General features: G+C 69.5%; 16 protein-coding genes. 13 read left to right on the top strand and 3 right to left on the bottom strand.

Features of this window, described 5'->3' with window-relative positions; genetic code table 11:
* The first annotated feature begins 16 nt into the window (after window positions 1–16).
* The 3 genes from tsaB to tsaD are packed head-to-tail and all read left to right on the top strand — an operon-like array spanning window position 17 to window position 2195.
* Window positions 17–673: a tRNA (adenosine(37)-N6)-threonylcarbamoyltransferase complex dimerization subunit type 1 TsaB gene (gene tsaB, locus JOE30_RS11920; protein ID WP_204866887.1), complete on the top strand. Its 657-nt coding sequence runs from the start codon at window positions 17–19 to the stop codon at window positions 671–673.
* Window positions 670–1152 (top strand): ribosomal protein S18-alanine N-acetyltransferase, encoded by a 483-nt coding sequence (gene rimI / locus JOE30_RS11925; protein ID WP_204866888.1) that lies wholly within the window; start codon window positions 670–672, stop codon window positions 1150–1152. Before tsaB ends, rimI begins: the two co-directional genes overlap by 4 nt.
* Window positions 1149–2195, top strand: coding sequence for a tRNA (adenosine(37)-N6)-threonylcarbamoyltransferase complex transferase subunit TsaD (gene tsaD / locus JOE30_RS11930; protein ID WP_204866889.1), 1047 nt, complete (start codon window positions 1149–1151; stop codon window positions 2193–2195). Before rimI ends, tsaD begins: the two co-directional genes overlap by 4 nt.
* Before the next feature lie 7 nt (window positions 2196–2202).
* Here tsaD and JOE30_RS11935 read toward each other — a convergent pair whose 3' ends face one another.
* Window positions 2203–3765 carry an Hsp70 family protein gene (locus JOE30_RS11935; protein WP_204866890.1) on the bottom strand — a complete coding sequence of 521 codons (1563 nt, stop codon included), beginning with the start codon at window positions 3763–3765 and terminating at the stop codon, window positions 2203–2205.
* A gap of 173 nt (window positions 3766–3938) precedes the next feature.
* On the opposite strand from JOE30_RS11935, the gene JOE30_RS11940 reads away from it, so the two are divergent.
* The 3 genes from JOE30_RS11940 (at window position 3939) to groL (ending at window position 7199) form a co-directional block, all read left to right on the top strand.
* Window positions 3939–5006: an LLM class flavin-dependent oxidoreductase gene (locus JOE30_RS11940; protein ID WP_371831666.1), complete on the top strand. Its 1068-nt coding sequence runs from the start codon at window positions 3939–3941 to the stop codon at window positions 5004–5006.
* 189 nt (window positions 5007–5195) lie between these two features.
* A complete protein-coding gene (gene groES / locus JOE30_RS11945) occupies window positions 5196–5495 on the top strand; it encodes a co-chaperone GroES (protein ID WP_027503792.1) in 300 nt (99 codons plus the stop codon).
* A gap of 87 nt (window positions 5496–5582) precedes the next feature.
* Window positions 5583–7199 (top strand): chaperonin GroEL, encoded by a 1617-nt coding sequence (groL, locus tag JOE30_RS11950; protein ID WP_204866892.1) that lies wholly within the window; start codon window positions 5583–5585, stop codon window positions 7197–7199.
* 64 nt (window positions 7200–7263) lie between these two features.
* On the opposite strand, the gene JOE30_RS11955 is transcribed toward groL, so the two are convergent.
* Complete coding sequence (locus JOE30_RS11955) at window positions 7264–7557, bottom strand: WhiB family transcriptional regulator (RefSeq protein WP_037183820.1); 294 nt, start codon at window positions 7555–7557, stop codon at window positions 7264–7266.
* A 298-nt stretch (window positions 7558–7855) separates the two neighbouring features.
* On the opposite strand from JOE30_RS11955, the gene JOE30_RS11960 reads away from it, so the two are divergent.
* The 3 genes from JOE30_RS11960 (at window position 7856) to JOE30_RS11970 (ending at window position 10341) form a co-directional block, all read left to right on the top strand.
* Entirely contained in the window at window positions 7856–8611 is a 756-nt protein-coding gene (locus JOE30_RS11960) for a hypothetical protein (RefSeq protein ID WP_204866894.1), read from the top strand.
* Window positions 8612–8747: 136 nt separating this feature from the next.
* Window positions 8748–9326 (top strand): sigma-70 family RNA polymerase sigma factor, encoded by a 579-nt coding sequence (locus JOE30_RS11965; protein WP_027503789.1) that lies wholly within the window; start codon window positions 8748–8750, stop codon window positions 9324–9326.
* Window positions 9319–10341, top strand: coding sequence for an anti-sigma-D factor RsdA (locus tag JOE30_RS11970; protein WP_204866896.1), 1023 nt, complete (start codon window positions 9319–9321; stop codon window positions 10339–10341). The genes JOE30_RS11965 and JOE30_RS11970 overlap by 8 nt, the downstream gene beginning before the upstream one ends.
* 87 nt (window positions 10342–10428) lie before the next feature.
* On the opposite strand, the gene JOE30_RS11975 is transcribed toward JOE30_RS11970, so the two are convergent.
* Window positions 10429–10833 (bottom strand): DUF5319 domain-containing protein, encoded by a 405-nt coding sequence (locus JOE30_RS11975; RefSeq protein WP_027503788.1) that lies wholly within the window; start codon window positions 10831–10833, stop codon window positions 10429–10431.
* Window positions 10834–11120: 287 nt separating this feature from the next.
* On the opposite strand from JOE30_RS11975, the gene guaB reads away from it, so the two are divergent.
* From guaB to guaA, 4 genes are all read left to right on the top strand, one after another.
* Window positions 11121–12587, top strand: coding sequence for an IMP dehydrogenase (guaB, locus tag JOE30_RS11980; protein ID WP_027503787.1), 1467 nt, complete (start codon window positions 11121–11123; stop codon window positions 12585–12587).
* Between the two features lie 68 nt (window positions 12588–12655).
* Window positions 12656–13798: a GuaB3 family IMP dehydrogenase-related protein gene (locus JOE30_RS11985; protein WP_204866901.1), complete on the top strand. Its 1143-nt coding sequence runs from the start codon at window positions 12656–12658 to the stop codon at window positions 13796–13798.
* 80 nt (window positions 13799–13878) lie between these two features.
* Complete coding sequence (locus JOE30_RS11990) at window positions 13879–15669, top strand: FAD-dependent oxidoreductase (protein ID WP_204866903.1); 1791 nt, start codon at window positions 13879–13881, stop codon at window positions 15667–15669.
* A gap of 28 nt (window positions 15670–15697) precedes the next feature.
* Complete coding sequence (gene guaA, locus JOE30_RS11995; RefSeq protein ID WP_204866904.1) at window positions 15698–17296, top strand: glutamine-hydrolyzing GMP synthase; 1599 nt, start codon at window positions 15698–15700, stop codon at window positions 17294–17296.
* Window positions 17297–17334: the final 38 nt, after the last annotated feature.

Raw genomic sequence — 17334 nt, forward strand, 5'->3', positions numbered from 1 at the left:
GGTAATCTGGATCCCCGTGCTGATACTCGCCGTGGACACTTCCACTCCCGCCGTGACGGCCGGGGTGGTGCGGCTCGACGACACCGGCCCGCAGCCCCTCGCGACGCGCGTCACCGTCGACGCCCGTAAGCACGCCGAAGTTCTCACCCCACACATCCTCGAGTGCCTCGCCGACGCCGGCATCACCGCGGACGACCTGTCCGCCGTCGTCGTCGGCACCGGACCCGGGCCGTTCACCGGCCTGCGCGTGGGCATGGCGACCGGAGCCGCCTTCGGTGACGCTCTCGGCATCCCGGTGCACGGTGTCGGCAGTCTCGACGCCATCGCCGCGGCCGTGCCCGGTGATCGCGAGGTCCTCGTCGTCACGGATGCGCGTCGCCGGGAGGTGTACTGGGCACGGTTCCGCGGCGCCGAGCGCGTGGCCGGACCGTTCGTCTCGCCCGCCGCGGACATCGTCGTGGGGGAGTCCACGGTGGTGGCCGGATCGGCACTGCACGTCGATCTGGTGGACCTCCCCGTGGAACCGGTCGAGAGCCCGTCCCCGGAATGCCTCGTCGCCGTGGCCGTGCAGGCGCTGCGCTCCGGCGCGGAGCCGACGGCGCTGGTGCCGCAGTATCTCCGGCGTCCCGACGCGGTGGCGACGGCCGATCGAGCGGCGAAGACCCGCGCATGATCGGCTCGGTCGAACCGATGCGCGTCGAGGACGCGGACCGGTGCGCGGAGCTCGAGGCCGTGCTGTTCCCCACCGACGGCCCCTGGCCCGCATCGGCGTTCGTCGACGAACTGCGAGGCCCGCACGTGCGGTACTTCGTCGTGCGCGAGGACGACCGGCGGGCCGTCGGGTACGCCGGGATCGCGTTGCTGGGCAAGGGCGACGACACCGAGTCCGAGGTCCACACCATCGGCGTCGATCCCGCCGCGCAGCGTCGCGGCGTCGGCAGGGCACTGCTCGACGCGTTGCTGCACGAGGCGGACCTGCACGGCGGTCCGGTGTTCCTGGAGGTGCGCACCGACAACGAGCCGGCCATCGAGTTGTACCGCCGGGCGGGCTTCGACATCGTCGGGACGCGCCGCCGTTACTACCAGCCCAGCGGTGCGGACGCGTACACCATGACCAGGCCCGCCCCGACTACGAGAGGTGGTCACCCGTGATCGTCATGGGTATCGAGAGTTCGTGCGACGAGACGGGTGTCGGCATCGTCCGCTACACGGGAGACGCGTCGGGCACCGGCACGTGCGAGATGCTCGCCGACGAGGTCGCGTCCAGTGTCGACGAGCACGCCCGCTTCGGTGGTGTCGTCCCCGAGATCGCATCGCGCGCGCACCTCGAGGCGATCGTCCCCACTATGCGACGAGCATTGACGCAGGCGGGCATTCGTCGCCCGGACGCTGTCGCCGTCACCATCGGACCCGGCCTCGCCGGTGCGCTCCTCGTCGGTGTCGCGGCGGCGAAGGCCTACGCGGCGGCGTGGAACGTGCCGTTCTACGCGGTCAATCATCTCGGTGGTCACGTCGCGGTGGACACGCTCGAGCACGGCCCGATGCCGGAGTGCGTCGCGCTGCTGGTCTCGGGCGGACACACGCACCTGCTCGAGGTGTCCTCCCTCGCCGAACCGATCGTCGAACTGGGCAGCACCGTCGACGATGCGGCGGGAGAGGCCTTCGACAAAGTCGCCCGGCTCCTCGGACTCGGGTATCCCGGCGGTCCCGTGCTCGACGCGCTCGCCGCGGAGGGTGACCCGCGCGCCGTCGCATTTCCTCGGGGCATGACCGGACCGCGCGACTCGCGCTACGACTTCTCGTTCTCCGGCCTCAAGACCGCGGTGGCTCGCCACGTCGAGTCGGCGCAGCGTGCCGGCCGTCCGATCGTGGTGGCCGACGTGGCCGCGTCGTTCCAGGAGGCCGTCGCCGATGTCCTGACGATGAAGGCGCTGCGCGCCGTGACCGACCGGGGGATCGGCACTCTCGTCCTGGGCGGCGGTGCCACTGCGAACTCGCGTATCCGATCGCTCGCCGAGGAGCGGTGCGCTGCGGCCGGGGTGACGTTGCGCGTGCCCACTCCGCGTCGATGCACCGACAACGGCGTCATGATCGCCACGCTCGGCGCGCACATCGCCGCATCCGGGGCTGAGCCGTCACCGCTGACGGCGGCGACCGATCCGGGCCTGCCCGTCTCGGTCAGCCAAATCGTCTGACGGCCCGTCAGGCGGGCGGTGCAGTCGACGGTGTGACCGCCGGAGCGGACGTGGTCGGTACGGGAACGAGGCCCTCGGGGAGCACGGACTCCGGCACCACGGCGCTGGGCGCGGGCGACACCGATGTCGATCCGGACTCGGGCGTGCTCTCCGGCGTCACCGGCGGGGTCGGCAGCACACTGGTCAGGTCCGTCCACCACGGCGGGATTCCGGGAACGTCCGGCAGGACGATGACCGGAAGATCGGGAGCCGGGCGGAGCGTCGGGGTGGTGGACGTCGGCGGCGCCACGGTCGTCGTCGCCGTGGCCGACGGTGACGACGAGCGAGTCGGGTAGGGGCGCACCTCGGGGGTGTAGGTGTAATCGGTCGTCGGCCACGGCTCTGCGACCGTGGGCTCCGGAGCGTCGTCCTCCCAGCCGCCGGTCAGAGTCGGCGGCGCCGCCTCGGGTGCCGACGCGCTGGTGGCTGTGTCCTCCGTGGTCGAGTTCGGAAGTTGCGAGGTGGCCACCGTGGTGACGGCCGACTCGCTCGACGGGGTCAGAGCCTGGACGCCGTACGCGAGCACGACGGCCATGGCGGCACACGCCGCCGCGAGCAGCCCGACCGTTCGCAGGCTCCCGGCGATCGACGTGGGTGGCCGGGTGGACGCGGGCAGCACCGAGTGGCCGAGGTCGCGGGCCAGCAGGGCTGCACCCTTGGCCACGGCGGCGTCGGGTTCGGGCGTCGGCACCGCGGGCACGTCGGCGGCGTCGGTGATGGTCTCGACCACGGCGGGCACGTGTGCGCCGCCGCCGACCACGGCGGCCACCTCGGGGCGCGCGGTCGGGCCGGCCTCGTCGAGCACCTCGAGAACCAACTCGCGCAGCGCAGCCAGCGGTGCGGCGATGGCGACGACCATCTCGGCGCGAGTCACGGTGAGCGTCTCGGCACCGGGCAGATCCACGGTGACGGACTCGTGGAAGGACAGTTGCTCCTTGGCCGTGCGCAGACGCGCCGCGACCACCGGGCGGTCCGAGGTGGTGACCGCGGGCAGCCTCTCGGCGGTCAGGGCGAGGAGGTGCGCGTCGAGGACGGCGCCGCTGACCTCGTCGGTGCGCCGGACCGCGCGCACGGTGCCGTCGACCTGATCGATCACCGTCGTGGTGGTGCCCGAGGCGCCGACGTCGACGAGCAGAACGTGGCCGTACCGCGCCACCTCACCGGTGTGCCGGAGCCAGCACAGCACGGCGTCGGTGTCGGTGACGAGATGGTCGCCCGTCACGTGATGACGACGGGTCGCCGACAGGATCGACCGCGATCCGAGGCCGCCGCGATGCGCCACGGCGATACGTCCGCCCGATGTGGCGGGGCGGGTGTCGTCGTCGACCAGGTGGTGGGAGGCGAGGTCGAGCGAGGTGGCGACCAGGTCACCGATGTCGGAGCGGGCGCCCTCGGCGGTCACGGTGCGGTAGTCGAAGGTCTCGGTGCCGTCGCGAGCGGTGGTGAGGACGGCGCAGCACACCACCTCGGATCCCGCCGAGACCCCGATCGTGGGTTCGGGGACCACACTCTCCTGCTGTGTGTCCGACACGTGCATGCACCTCCTCGGGCCGTCGTTCCTACGCTGCCGTTATACGAATGTTACCGAACTCCTACGGAAATAGTGCACATCCCGCGGTGGTTCCACTCGCAGAGGGACACCGAACCCCTGCCTGACCAGTGCAATGACGAGACGTCACGAAAGTGAGAAAGGGGCGCGTCACCGTGTCTGCGAGCTTCGAGATCGGCATCACCACCTTCGCCGAGACCTATCCGGAGGAGGGTGTGCAGGAGGTGCGCGGCCACGGTCGACGACTGCGCGAGGTGGTCGAGGAGGCCCAGCTCGCCGACGAGGTGGGACTGGACGTGTACGGCGTCGGTGAGCATCACCGTGAGGACTTCGCCGCGTCCGCGCCCGCCGTCGTGCTCGCGGCGATCGCGGCGCGCACCGAGCGCATTCGTCTGACGAGCGCCGTGAGTGTCCTCAGTTCGGACGACCCGGTGCGGGTGTACCAGGATTTCGCGACACTCGATCAGCTCTCCTCCGGTCGCGCCGAGGTGATCGCCGGACGCGGATCCTTCACCGAGTCGTTCCCGCTGTTCGGCTACGAGCTCGAGGACTACGACGAACTGTTCGCGGAGAAGCTCGACCTTCTCGTGGCGCTCTCCCGGTCCGAGCGGGTCACCTGGTCCGGCCGTCATCGCAGCGCCCTCACCGATCAGGCCGTGTATCCGCGTGCCCTCCAGGAGCCGCTGCCGGTCTGGGTCGGAGTGGGCGGCAACCCGCAGTCGGTGGTCCGCGCGGCGTCGTACGGGCTGCCCGTCGCGCTGGCGATCATCGGCGGCGAACCCGCCCGGTTCGCACCGTTCGGCGATCTGTACCGGCGCGCGCTCGACGAGTTCGGCAAGCCCGCCACCCCGCTCGCCGTCCACGCGCACGGTTTCGTCGGTGAGTCGGACGACTCCGCGGCCGAGGTGTTCTTCCCGCCGTACCGCACCGCGATGTCGCACATCGGCCGCGAGCGCGGGTGGCCGCCGATCGGTCGGGGTCAGTTCGACGCGGCCCGTTCCGAGCGCGGCTCGCTCGTTCTCGGATCGCCGGAGACCGTCGCGGCGAAGATCGTCTCGATGTCGACGTTGCTGGGTCTCGATCGCTTCATGCTGCACATCAGCGTCGGCACCCTGCCCCACGAGACGGTGCTGCGCTCCATCGAACTTCTGGGCCGCGAGGTCGCGCCGCTCGTCCGCAAGGCGATGGCGTCCTCGACGCGACACGAGAATGTGCACTCGTGAAGGTTGAGTGCTGGCACTCGCGTGTATAGAGTGCTAGTCGACGCCAGGTTCAGTGACCCGGCACCCGCGACGACGGGCCACCGCACTCACGCGTCGTGAACCAGAGCAGTACCCAGCAGGACGAACACCAGCACAATCCGTGCCGGGGACCAGCCCCGGACCGACAATCGTGAAAGTGGAGGGCTCATCGTGGCAGGCGTGAACATCAAGCCGCTCGAGGACAAGATCCTCGTCCAGGCCGTCGAGGCCGAGACGACGACCGCCTCCGGCCTGGTCATCCCCGACACCGCCAAGGAGAAGCCCCAGGAGGGCACCGTGGTGGCCGTGGGTGAAGGCCGAGTGACCGACAAGGGAAATCGCATCCCTGTCGACGTCAAAGAGGGTGACACCGTCATCTACAGCAAGTACGGCGGCACCGAGATCAAGTACGCCGGCGAGGAGTACCTGATCCTGTCCGCACGCGACGTGCTGGCAGTCATCTCCAAGTAAGCCCCACGCCCTCCGCCCCGGTGTCCTTGTCTCGAGGACCCGGGGCGGAATGCGTCACGCCGTACTGATGAGGAGTTGGTAGGCCACATGTCCAAGCAAATCGAATTCAACGAGGTTGCACGACGCAGCCTCGAGAGGGGCGTCGACAAGCTCGCCGACGCCGTCAAGGTCACCCTCGGGCCCCGCGGCCGGCACGTGGTGCTGGCCAAGGCCTTCGGTGGTCCCACCGTCACCAACGACGGCGTGTCCATCGCCCGTGAGATCGACCTCGAGGATCCCTTCGAGAACCTCGGCGCACAGCTCGTCAAGAGCGTCGCCACCAAGACCAACGACGTCGCCGGCGACGGCACGACGACGGCGACGGTGCTGGCGCAGGCCCTGGTCAAGCAGGGTCTCAAGAACGTTGCCGCCGGTGCCAACCCCATCGCGCTCGGCGCCGGCATCACCAAGGCCGTCGAGCACGTGTCCGAGGCACTGCTCGCCGCCGCGGTTCCCGTGCAGGGCGAGAAGTCCATCGCGCAGGTCGCCACCGTGTCGTCCCGCGACGAGGTCATCGGCCAGATGGTCGGCGAGGCGCTCACCCGCGTCGGCGCCGACGGTGTCGTGACGGTCGAGGAGTCGAGCTCGCTCGTCTCCGAACTCGTCATCACCGAGGGCGTGCAGTTCGGCAAGGGCTACCTCTCGCCGTACTTCGTCACCGATCCGGACAGCCAGGAAGCGGTCTTCGAGGACGCGCAGATCCTGCTGTACCGCGAGAAGATCTCGTCCCTTCCCGATTTCCTGCCGCTCCTGGAGAAGATCGCGGAGTCGGGCAAGCCGGTCCTCATCATCGCCGAGGACATCGAGGGCGAGGCACTGTCCACGCTCGTCGTCAACTCGATCCGCAAGACGGTCAAGGCCGTCGCGGTGAAGGCGCCGTTCTTCGGAGACCGTCGCAAGGCGTTCCTCGAGGACCTCGCCATCGTCACCGGTGCCACCGTCATCAACTCCGACATCGGCCTCAGCCTCAAGGATGCGGGTCTCGATCTGCTCGGCAGCGCGCGCCGCGTCGTCGTCACCAAGGACGAGACCACCATCGTCGAGGGTGCGGGCACCGCGGAGGCCATCGCCGATCGCGTCGGACAGCTCCGACGTGAGATCGAGGCGACCGAGTCCGACTGGGACCGCGAGAAGCTCGAGGAGCGTCTGGCGAAGCTGGCCGGCGGAGTCGCTGTCATCAAGGTCGGTGCCGCCACCGAGACCGACCTCAAGGAGCGCAAGTTCCGCGTGGAGGATGCCGTCAACGCCGCCAAGGCTGCAGTCGAGGAAGGCATCGTCTCCGGTGGAGGCGCCGCACTCGTGCACGCCAGCCGGGGCCTGAAGGACCACCTCGGTCTGACGGGCGACGAGGCCATCGGCGTCGAGGCCGTGCGCCTCGCGTTGCGGGCCCCGATGTACTGGATCGCGAGCAACGCCGGTATCGACGGTTCCGTCGTCGTCGGCAAGCTCGTCGACGCGGACGACGGCACCGGCTTCAACGCCGCCACGCTGACGTACGGCGACCTGGTCGCCGACGGTGTCATCGACCCGGTCAAGGTCACTCGCTCGGCCGTGGTGAACGCCGCGTCCGTCGCGAAGATGATTCTCACGACCGAGTCGACCATCGTCGACAAGCCCGAGGTCGTCGAGGACGAGGGCGGCCACGGTCACGGTCACAACCACTGACCACCCTCGAGGCGAGCGAGGCCCCATCGGACACGGTCCGGTGGGGCCTCGCTCGTCGGTGGGGTCAGGAGGCCAGGCGGCGGCGGTTGCGCCGCGCGAAGACCTCTCGCTCGGTCTCGGACATGCCACCCCAGATTCCGTACGGCTCGCTCACGGCGAGCGCGTGGCTCCGGCACTGGGCGAGGACGGGGCACGCGCGGCACATCTCCTTGGCCTTCATCTCGCGTTGCGCTCGCGCTCGTCCTCGTTCACCATCGGGATGGAAGAACATCGACGAGTCCTCGCCGCGGCACGATCCGTGCATCTGCCAATCCCAGATATCGGCATTGGGTCCGGGAAGGTGATTGGGCTGGGGCATTGTGTACTCCTAGGACTCTCACGCACGGTCGTGAATTCTTCTGGTGCAGTTCACGATCTGTCGCAACCGTAGAGCCGGGCGAGTTTCACCGTCAACAGTCTCGATCGTGGTGATCTGCATACTCGGAGCAGGCATTAATTAACTCGGACGACACTTTTCTCTGGTGTCGAGCCGGAAGGGGAGTCCTCGTAATGTCCCTGTCACATCGTCGACAAGACACCGACACACTGTGCCCGGAAATGTCGTGACATTTCGTGTGTAAATTCCTGGATAACGCCCGAAGACTATTCTGTTTCCCGTGCACTCCTCGTGTCGTCCCGTGCCCGGTCCGGACTCCCTGACACGGTGGTCGGAGGCCGTCGACGCCGGAGCCCGCGGGTGGTACGCCGCCTCGCTCACCGGAGCCCGGTCGCTGCGGCGCGACGCCGATCCGGCCGTGCGGTCCCTGAGCGCGAGCCTCGAGGGATCGCTGCTGCGCCAACTCGGCCGCTACGCCGATGCCGCGGTACGTGACGGCGCGGCGCTCGTCGACAGCGGTTTCTCACGTGCGACGGGTCCGCGCCGGGCGATCGACGTCGATGCCGTGGTCGATGCTCTCGTCGGTCTCGCCGCCGATGCCATCGGTCCCCGCCGCCTCGCGCGGGCCGACGCCCTCCTCACGCGAGCGGAGTCGGTGCTCGCGACCCGGCCGGGGCACGAGCGAGTGTCCCTACGCGTGCTGTGGGTCCGGGCGGAGGTGGCGATGGCGTCGGGTGACGCGCGGCGCGCGCTCGACGCGGCGGAGGCATCCGTTCGGGCGGCACGGCAGTTCCGATCGCCGCGGCACCTCGTCAAGTCCCGTGTGGTGCACGCCGCGGCCCTGCTGGTGGCGGGTGACCACGCCGGCGCCGCGACGGCAGCGCGCTCGGCGCGCGACGACGCCGTCGCCGCCGAGTTGCTCCCGCTCGCGTGGGCCTCCGCCTGCCTGTCCGAAGCGTGCGGTGACCGCGACGCGAGTGGTGTCCGACGAGGGTTCGAGGTTGCGATCCGGTCACGCGGTGGGCAATTCTCGTGACCGAACCGTACGGTTCGGTCGAGCGGCGTCGGGCGGCGACTATCCTTGAGAGGTTCCGCACCGGGCCGTCGGGGGCCGGGAGGAAGCGCGCTCGATTCCGGAGCGGGCCCGATGTGAGGTGGGAAACACTCTGACGATGATTGCCACGGGTGAGGGGCTGGACTCGGCCGTCGCCGCAGCTGCTCGCGGTGACCGAAGGGCTCTCTCCGTTGTCCTCGAAACCATCAGGCCGATCGTGGTCCGGTACTGCCGGGCGCGCGTCGGTGCAGGTGAGAGGGGTCAGCTGTCGGCTGACGACGTCGCCCAGGAAGTGTGCCTCGCGGTCATGACAGCGCTGCCGCGCTACGAGGACCAGGGCCGCCCCTTCATGGCGTTCGTGTACGGGATCGCATCGCACAAGGTCGCGGACGCCCATCGCAGCTCGTCGCGTAACAAATCCGAACCGATGGCCGATGTACCGGATGTCATGTCCATCGAGGACGGCCCCGAGCAACGGGCGCTGGATTCGGAGGCAGGACGCCGCATGAACGAACTGCTGTCGACGCTGTCGGAGAAGCACCGCGAGATCCTGGTGCTCCGGTTGGTGGTCGGGTTGTCGGCAGAGGAGACGGCCGCCGCCGTGGGTAGTACCGCAGGCGCCGTTCGTGTGGCGCAGCACCGGGCAATAGCGAAGCTGAAGAACGAAGTAGTGGGAGCAGGTGACAAGTATGGCTAGGGACTCGTGGCGCGGCAGCGCTGGAGATTCTCGGCACGGCGCCTCCGGACACGGAGCCACCGGCCGCCCCGACGCCTCCGGCGCAGGTGGCGTCGATCCCCGAACGGTCGACGACCTCGAGTCGTCCGGCCCCGTCGACATCATGGCCGTGCGCCGTGATGACGCGCTCATCGATGCGATCGCGAGCGACGGTCCCGTCGCGACCGTCGACTCCGACGAGTATCGCCTGGCCAGTCTGCTGGCCGAATGGCGTTCCGACATCCTCGCCGACCCGCTCCCCGAGAGTCCCGATCTCGATCAGGTCGCCGCGGCGATCGATCTCGCTCTGGCAGAGGACGCACTGCACCGTCAGCGCACGCGGAGCCGGATGCGTTTCCTGCGTCCCGTCGCTGGTGCCGCGGCCGCCGTCGCGTTCCTCGCGGGTGGTGTCACGGCATTCTCGTACAGCGCTATGCCGGGCGATCCCCTGTGGAAGGTGAAGGAGGTCGTCTTCACTCAGCAGGCCGATTCGACGGTCGCACAGGTCGACACCACGTCGGCGCTGCAGGAGGTCGAGGATCTGCTCGCTCGCGGTGACGCGGAGACGGCCAAGACTCGTTTGGCCGAGGCCGCACAGCGCACGGAGAGCATCCGCGACGAGGACGAGCGCGCCCAGCTGCAGATGTGGTGGACGCGCCTGTCGGACGAGTTGGCGAAGCTGACCGCACCGGCTGCCGTTCCGCCGCCGACGCTGCCGACCACGCCGGTCACCACGGTGCCGACCGTGCCGCAGGACATCGTCCCGGAAATCCCCGTGGATCCGAGCCTGCAGCTCCCGCAGATACCGCTCCCGACGGAGATCCCGCAGCTGCCGACGGACATCCAGTTGCCGTTCCCGGTGCCGACGGACCTGCCGTTCTTCCCGCAGGCGCCCACCACCACGGTCACGCTGTCGCCGGAGATCCTGCGAGCCCCCGCGCCCGCGCCCTCGACGACGGCGGCGGTCACCCCGGACACGTCCGTGGTGCCCAACTGAGCTCCGATCACGACTCTCGTTCACGACGAAGGCCCGCAGACACTGTCTGCGGGCCTTCGTCGTGACGTGGTGGTGCGGGCCGACGTCCTAGGAGTCGTACCCGTCGCCCTGGAGCGCGTCGTTCATGGACGCGTCCGCGTAGCCGCGGCAGTAGTCCCACGTGACGTACGCGTCGGGAATGGGGTCGTAGGCGGGCTCGTGCGGACGCACGGTGCCGTCGACGAGCAGCTGCAGCAGGTTCGCGCGCAGCATGTCCCAGTCGTGGTAGTGGTCCTGCTGGCAGTCCTCGCAACACACGACGAGACCGCGCACGCCGCGGTGGGCGAGGAGTGCCTCGTAGACGGCGAGATCCGCGAGATCCTCCTCGACCGCCAGGCGTTCCTGGGGATCGAGGGGCTGTCCGGGCTCGATGGCGTCGAGGGCGGCCGAGGGGTCGGCTGGATCGCCGGCGAACGGATCCGGCGGCAGACCTGGAGGCAGTTGATCGCGCACACGTCCACGGTACGCAGCAAGTGCCGGTCTGCGCCAGCGCTACACGGCTCCGCTGCGGTCCAGCGGCCTCCGGCGCACGGGGTGACCTGCGCCGAGCGCGGGACCGATACGATGTACCGCGAGCGGACGAGGGAAGTCCCCGGCTCGCACATCGATCGACCGCAGCTCAGGAGGGCCCGATCCGTATGAGTACCCCCGACAGGCCCGTGACCGCCGCAGAGGACTCGACCGCCCGCGTCGAGGTACCCCGTGTCCGCACCGGTGGCGACGACCCGAACAAGGTTGCCATGCTGGGCCTCACCTTCGACGACGTTCTCCTCATACCCGCCGCATCGGATCTCATTCCGAGCAAGGTGGACACGTCCAGCCAGCTCACTCGCGAGATCCGGCTGCGCGTCCCGCTGGTGTCCAGCGCCATGGACACCGTCACCGAGGCACGCATGGCCATCGCCATGGCCCGCGCCGGCGGTATGGGCGTCCTGCACCGCAACCTGTCCGCAGCCGATCAGGCGGCGCAGGTCGAGGTGGTCAAGCGGTCGGAGGCCGGCATGGTCACGGACCCGGTGACGTGCTCGCCGTCGGACACGCTCGCCGAGGTCGATGCGCTGTGCGCCAAGTTCCGCATCTCGGGCCTGCCCGTCACCGACGAGCGCGGCGAACTGGTCGGCATCATCACCAACCGCGACATGCGCTTCGAGGTCGACCAGAACCGCACCGTCGCGGAGGTCATGACCAAGGCTCCGCTGGTCACCGCGCGCGAGGGTGTCACGGCCGACGCCGCACTGGGCCTGCTGCGTCGTCACAAGATCGAGAAGCTGCCCATCGTCGACGGACACGGCCGGCTCACCGGTCTGATCACCGTCAAGGACTTCGTCAAGACCGAGCAGCACCCCTACGCCACCAAGGACCGCGACGGTCGTCTGCTGGTCGGTGCCGCCGTCGGCGTCGGCGACGACTCCTGGTCCCGCGCGATGCTCCTCGCGGAGGCGGGGTGCGACGTGCTCGTCGTCGACACGGCGCACGGGCACAATTCCCAGGTCCTCGAGATGGTCAGCAAGATCAAGGCCGAGGTGGGCGAGCGCGTCCAGGTCGTCGGCGGCAACATCGCCACCCGCTCGGGAGCGCGCGCCCTGGTCGAGGCGGGTGCGGACGCCGTGAAGGTCGGCGTGGGTCCCGGTTCCATCTGCACCACCCGCGTCGTCGCCGGTGTCGGCGCCCCGCAGATCACGGCCATCCTCGAGGCGGTCGCGGTGTGCAAGGCCGCCGGTGTGCCCGTCATCGCCGACGGCGGACTGCAGTTCTCGGGTGACATCGCCAAGGCTCTCGCCGCCGGCGCCTCCACTGCGATGCTCGGATCCCTGCTCGCCGGTACCGCCGAGTCGCCCGGTGAGCTGATCCTGGTGGGCGGCAAGCAGTTCAAGAGCTACCGCGGCATGGGCTCGCTCGGCGCCATGCAGGGACGCGGCGCGACGAAGTCCTTCTCCAAGGACCGCTACTTCCAGGACGACGTGTTGGCCGAGGACAAGCTGGTGCCCGAGGGCATCGAGGGGCGCGTGCCGTTCCGAGGCCCGCTGTCCCAGGTCATTCATCAGCTCACAGGCGGACTGCGGGCCGCGATGGGCTACACGGGGTCGAACTCGGTGGAGGAGCTGCAGGAGGCGCAGTTCGTGCAGATCACTTCTGCCGGACTCAAGGAGAGCCACCCGCACGACATCACCATGACCGTCGAGGCACCGAACTACACTGCCCGCTGACTCGACTCCGGCCGGAGTCGAGCGCCCCCGTCCCACGAGGTACGGGCGGCTTACGAGAGAGGACGCGCGTGCGCGACCTGGTGGAAATTGGCATGGGCCGGACGGCTCGACGGACGTACGAGCTCGAGGACGTGGACATCGTCCCGTCCCGGCGTACCCGGTCGTCGAAGGAGGTGTCGACGGCGTGGCAACTGGACGCCTACCGCTTCGACATCCCGATCGTCGCCCACCCGACCGACGCATTGGTGTCTCCGTCGTTCGCGATCGAGCTGGGCAAGCGCGGTGGCCTCGGCGTCATCAACGGTGAGGGCCTGTGGGGCCGGCACGCCGACGTGGAGTCGGTGATCGATCAGCTCGTCGAGCTCGCGGAATCGGACGTCGACGCGGACGCGCCGGTGAAGATGCTGCAGAAGCTCCACGCCGCACCCCTGCAGCCGGACCTGCTGGCGGCCGCCGTCGCGCAGGTGCGGGAGGCCGGTGTCACGGTCGCCGTGCGCGTCAGTCCCCAGAACGCACGGTCGCTGACTCCGGCGCTGGTGGCCGCGGGCATCGATCTGCTGGTCGTTCAGGGCACGATCATCTCCGCGGAGCACGTGGGACACCCGAGCGAGGAACCGCTCAACATGAAGACGTTCATCGCCGAGCTCGACGTGCCCGTCGTGGCCGGCGGCGTCAGCGACCACCGCACCGCCCTGCACCTGATGCGGACCGGCGCCGCGGGCGTCATCGTCGGCTACGGATCCACCGAGGGTGCCACCACCACGGGCGAGGTCCTCGGTATCGGTGTCCCGATGGCCACCGCGATCGCCGACGCCGCCGCCGCCCGTCGTGACTACCTCGACGAGACCGGCGGCCGGTACGTGCACGTGCTCGCAGACGGCGGGATCTCGACGTCGGGCCATCTCGCGAAGGCCATCGCCTGCGGGGCGGACGCCGCCGTGCTCGGCGCACCGCTCGCCCTGGCCGACGAGGCTCCAGGCCGCGGCTGGTACTGGCCGTCGGCAGCGGCGCACCCGTCGATGCCGCGCGGTGCGTTCCTGCCCGTGTCGTTCGGCGAGGACCGTCCGTCGCTGGACCGCGTCCTGTCCGGTCCGTCGACGGACCCGTTCGGCTCGCTGGACCTGGTCGGCGGCCTGCGACGGTCGATGGCCAAGTCGGGCTACTCCGATCTCAAGGAGTTCCAGAAGGTGGGCCTCAACATTCGCGGATAGTCGCGACCAGTTCCTGTCACCCGGATTCACACGTACGGTATCGTGGTGCCGATCACGTCCGGGTCTATCAGGAGGTCTCGATGAGCGACGCAACCACGACGAGCGCCACCCCGCACTACGACGTCCTCGTCGTGGGGTCCGGCTTCGGTGGCAGTGTCACGGCGCTGCGGCTCGTCGAGAAGGGGTACTCGGTCGGCGTTCTGGAGGCCGGGCGTCGGTTCGAGGACGACGAGTTCGCGGCGACGAGCTGGGACCTGAAGAAGTTCCTCTGGGCGCCGAAGCTGGGCTGCTTCGGCATCCAGCGCGTCCACCTGCTGCGTGACTGCCTCATCCTGGCCGGCGCCGGTGTCGGCGGCGGGTCGCTGAACTACGCCAACACGCTCTACCAGCCGCCGCGGTCGTTCTTCCAGGACCAGCAGTGGTCCCACATCACCGACTGGCACTCCGAGCTGACGCCGTTCTACGAGCAGGCGCAGAAGATGCTCGGCGTCGTGCAGAACCCGCACATGACCCCGGCGGACCACGTCATGAAGTCCGTCGCGGACGACATGGGCGTCGGCCACACCTTCATTCAGACGCCCGTCGGCGTGTTCTTCGGCGACGAGCCCGGCAAGACGGTGCCCGATCCGTACTTCGGCGGCATGGGTCCGGATCGCACCGGCTGCACAGAGTGCGGCGAGTGCATGACGGGCTGCCGCCACAACGCCAAGAACACGCTGCTCAAGAACTACCTCGGCCTGGCGGAGAAGGCCGGCGCGGACATCGTGCCGATGACCACCGTCACCGACCTGACACCGCGACCGGACGGCTCGTGGGTCGTGTCCACCGAGCGGACCGGTGCCCGCCTGCGCAAGGGCCGTGCCACCTACACCGCGGGGCACGTCGTCCTCGCCGCCGGCACGTGGGGCACCCAGCAGCTCATGCACAAGTTCCGCGACACGGGTTCGCTGCCGAACCTCTCGCCCACGGTCGGGCGCCTGACGCGCACCAACTCGGAGTCCATCGTCGGCGCGGGCAAGCTGACCTACGACCCGTCCATCGATCTCACCCGCGGTGTCGCGATCACGTCGTCGTTCCACCCCAGTGCAGACACGCACATCGAACCGTGTCGTTACGGCAAGGGCTCGAACGCGATGGGCCTGCTGCAGACGCTCATGACGGACGGCGGCGGCCGCACGCCGCGGTGGCTCAAGTTCCTTGCCGAGGTGGTCAAGAATCCCGTCCGGTTCCTGCGCATGATGAACACGCGACACTGGAGCGAGCGCACCATCATCGCGCTGGTGATGCAGAACCTCGACAACTCCATCACCACCTTCACCAAGCGTGGTCCGTTCGGGCGTCGTCACGTCAGCAGCCGGCAGGGACACGGCGAGCCGAACCCCACGTGGATCCCGATGGGCAACGAGGCCACCCGGCGCATCGCGAAGAAGATCGACGGCATCGCCGGCGGGACGTGGGGAGAGGTCTTCAACATCCCGCTCACCGCGCACTTCCTCGGCGGCTGCGTCATCTCCGAGGACGTCGAGAACGGCGTCATCGACCCGTACCACCGCGTGCACAACTACCCGACGCTGAGCATCGTCGACGGCTCGTCGGTGTCCGCCAACCTGGGCGTCAATCCCTCGCTGACCATCAGCGCGCAGGCCGAGCGGGCCGCGTCGCTGTGGCCGAACAAGGGAGAGAAGGACCTTCGGCCCGCGCAGGGTCTGCCGTACGAGCGCATCGAGCCCATCGCGCCCCGCAGCCCGGTGGTTCCCGCGCACGCACCGGCGGCGCTCGTGCTGCCCATCGTCGAGATCCGGACGCCGACGAGTACGCCGCCGTCCTCGACGCGGGTCGCCAGTCACGCGGGCAGCACCGGCGCGGCATGAGGGCGGACGCGCTCTCTAGACTGTGCGCGTGACCGACTCCCCGCAGCAGGATCCCGTCCCGCCCCTCGAGAACGCGAATCCCGTGCTCGTCGTCGACTTCGGCGCGCAGTACGCCCAGTTGATCGCGCGGCGCGTCCGTGAGGCACGGGTGTTCTCCGAGGTCGTGTCGCACACGATGACGGTCGACGAGATCGCGGCGAAGAAGCCTGCAGCGATCGTGCTGTCCGGTGGTCCGTCGAGCGTCTACGCCGAGGGAGCGCCGCAACTCGATCCGGCGCTGTTCGACCTGAACGTCCCGGTCTTCGGAATCTGCTACGGCTTTCAGGCGATGGCGGGCGCGCTGGGCGGCACGGTCACCCACACGGGCACGCGTGAGTACGGGCGCACCGACATCGACGTCTCCGGCGGGACGTTGCACGACGGTCTGCCGTCGACGCAGCCCGTGTGGATGAGTCACGGCGACGCCGTCACCGAGGCTCCCGAGGGTTTCGAGGTCGTGGCCACCAGCGCCGGCGCCCCCGTCGCCGGATTCGAGAATCGGGCACGACGCCTCGCCGGGGTGCAGTACCACCCCGAGGTCCTGCACTCCCCGCACGGTCAGCAGGTGCTGTCCCGCTTTCTCCACGACATCGCCGGCATCGCTCCGACGTGGACGGCCGCGAACATCGCGGACGCGCTGGTCGAGCAGGTGCGCGAGCAGGTGGGCGACGGCCGAGCCATCTGCGGTCTGTCCGGTGGTGTCGACTCCGCGGTCGCCGCGGCGTTGGTGCAGCGCGCGATCGGTGACCGTCTGACGTGTGTGTTCGTCGACCACGGACTGCTGCGTGCCGGCGAGCGTGAGCAGGTCCAGCAGGACTTCGTCGCCGCCACCGGTGCCCGGTTGGTGACGGTGGACGCCGTGGACACCTTCCTGCGCGAGCTCGACGGCGTCTCGGATCCGGAGACCAAGCGCAAGATCATCGGCCGCGAGTTCATCCGCTCGTTCGAGGGTGCGGTGAGCGCGGAACTGGGTGACAGTGCGGCGCAGGGGGAGTCGATCGACTTCCTCGTGCAGGGCACGCTCTACCCGGACGTGGTCGAGTCCGGCGGCGGCAGCGGTACCGCCAACATCAAGAGCCATCACAACGTCGGCGGTCTGCCCGAGGATCTGCAGTTCTCGCTCGTGGAGCCGCTCCGGTTGCTGTTCAAGGACGAGGTCCGCGCCGTCGGCCGGGAGCTCGGGTTGCCCGAGGAGATCGTGGCGCGGCAACCGTTCCCCGGCCCGGGCCTCGCCATCCGCATCATCGGATCCGTGACGCCCGATCGCCTGGCGACGCTGCGCCACGCCGACGCCATCGCCCGCGAGGAGCTGACGATGGCGGGTCTGGACTCCCAGATCTGGCAGTGCCCCGTGGTGCTGCTCGCCGACGTCCGCAGTGTGGGTGTGCAGGGCGACGGCCGGACCTACGGCCATCCGATCGTCCTGCGTCCGGTGTCGAGCGAGGACGCGATGACCGCGGACTGGACCCGGCTGCCGTACGACGTGCTCGAACGGATCTCCACCCGCGTCACCAACGAGGTGCGCGAGGTGAACCGGGTGGTGCTCGACGTGACGAGCAAGCCGCCGGGCACCATCGAATGGGAGTGAGCCCGGCGGCGGACCGCCTGCGGTCGAACGGCGAGAGC

Source organism: Rhodococcus sp. PvP016 (assembly GCF_017832185.1).
Classification (GTDB): Bacteria; Actinomycetota; Actinomycetes; order Mycobacteriales; family Mycobacteriaceae; genus Rhodococcoides.

Excerpts from the sequence above, each read along its gene's own strand:
- rimI (WP_204866888.1), top strand. The coding sequence starts at position 670 with ATGATCGGCTCGGTCGAACCGATGCGCGTCGAGGACGCGGACCGGTGC.
- groL (WP_204866892.1), top strand. The coding sequence starts at position 5,583 with ATGTCCAAGCAAATCGAATTCAACGAGGTTGCACGACGCAGCCTCGAG.
- JOE30_RS11955 (WP_037183820.1), bottom strand. The coding sequence starts at position 7,557 with ATGCCCCAGCCCAATCACCTTCCCGGACCCAATGCCGATATCTGGGAT.
- JOE30_RS11965 (WP_027503789.1), top strand. The coding sequence starts at position 8,748 with ATGATTGCCACGGGTGAGGGGCTGGACTCGGCCGTCGCCGCAGCTGCT.
- JOE30_RS11970 (WP_204866896.1), top strand. The coding sequence starts at position 9,319 with ATGGCTAGGGACTCGTGGCGCGGCAGCGCTGGAGATTCTCGGCACGGC.
- guaB (WP_027503787.1), top strand. The coding sequence starts at position 11,121 with ATGCTGGGCCTCACCTTCGACGACGTTCTCCTCATACCCGCCGCATCG.
- JOE30_RS11990 (WP_204866903.1), top strand. The coding sequence starts at position 13,879 with ATGAGCGACGCAACCACGACGAGCGCCACCCCGCACTACGACGTCCTC.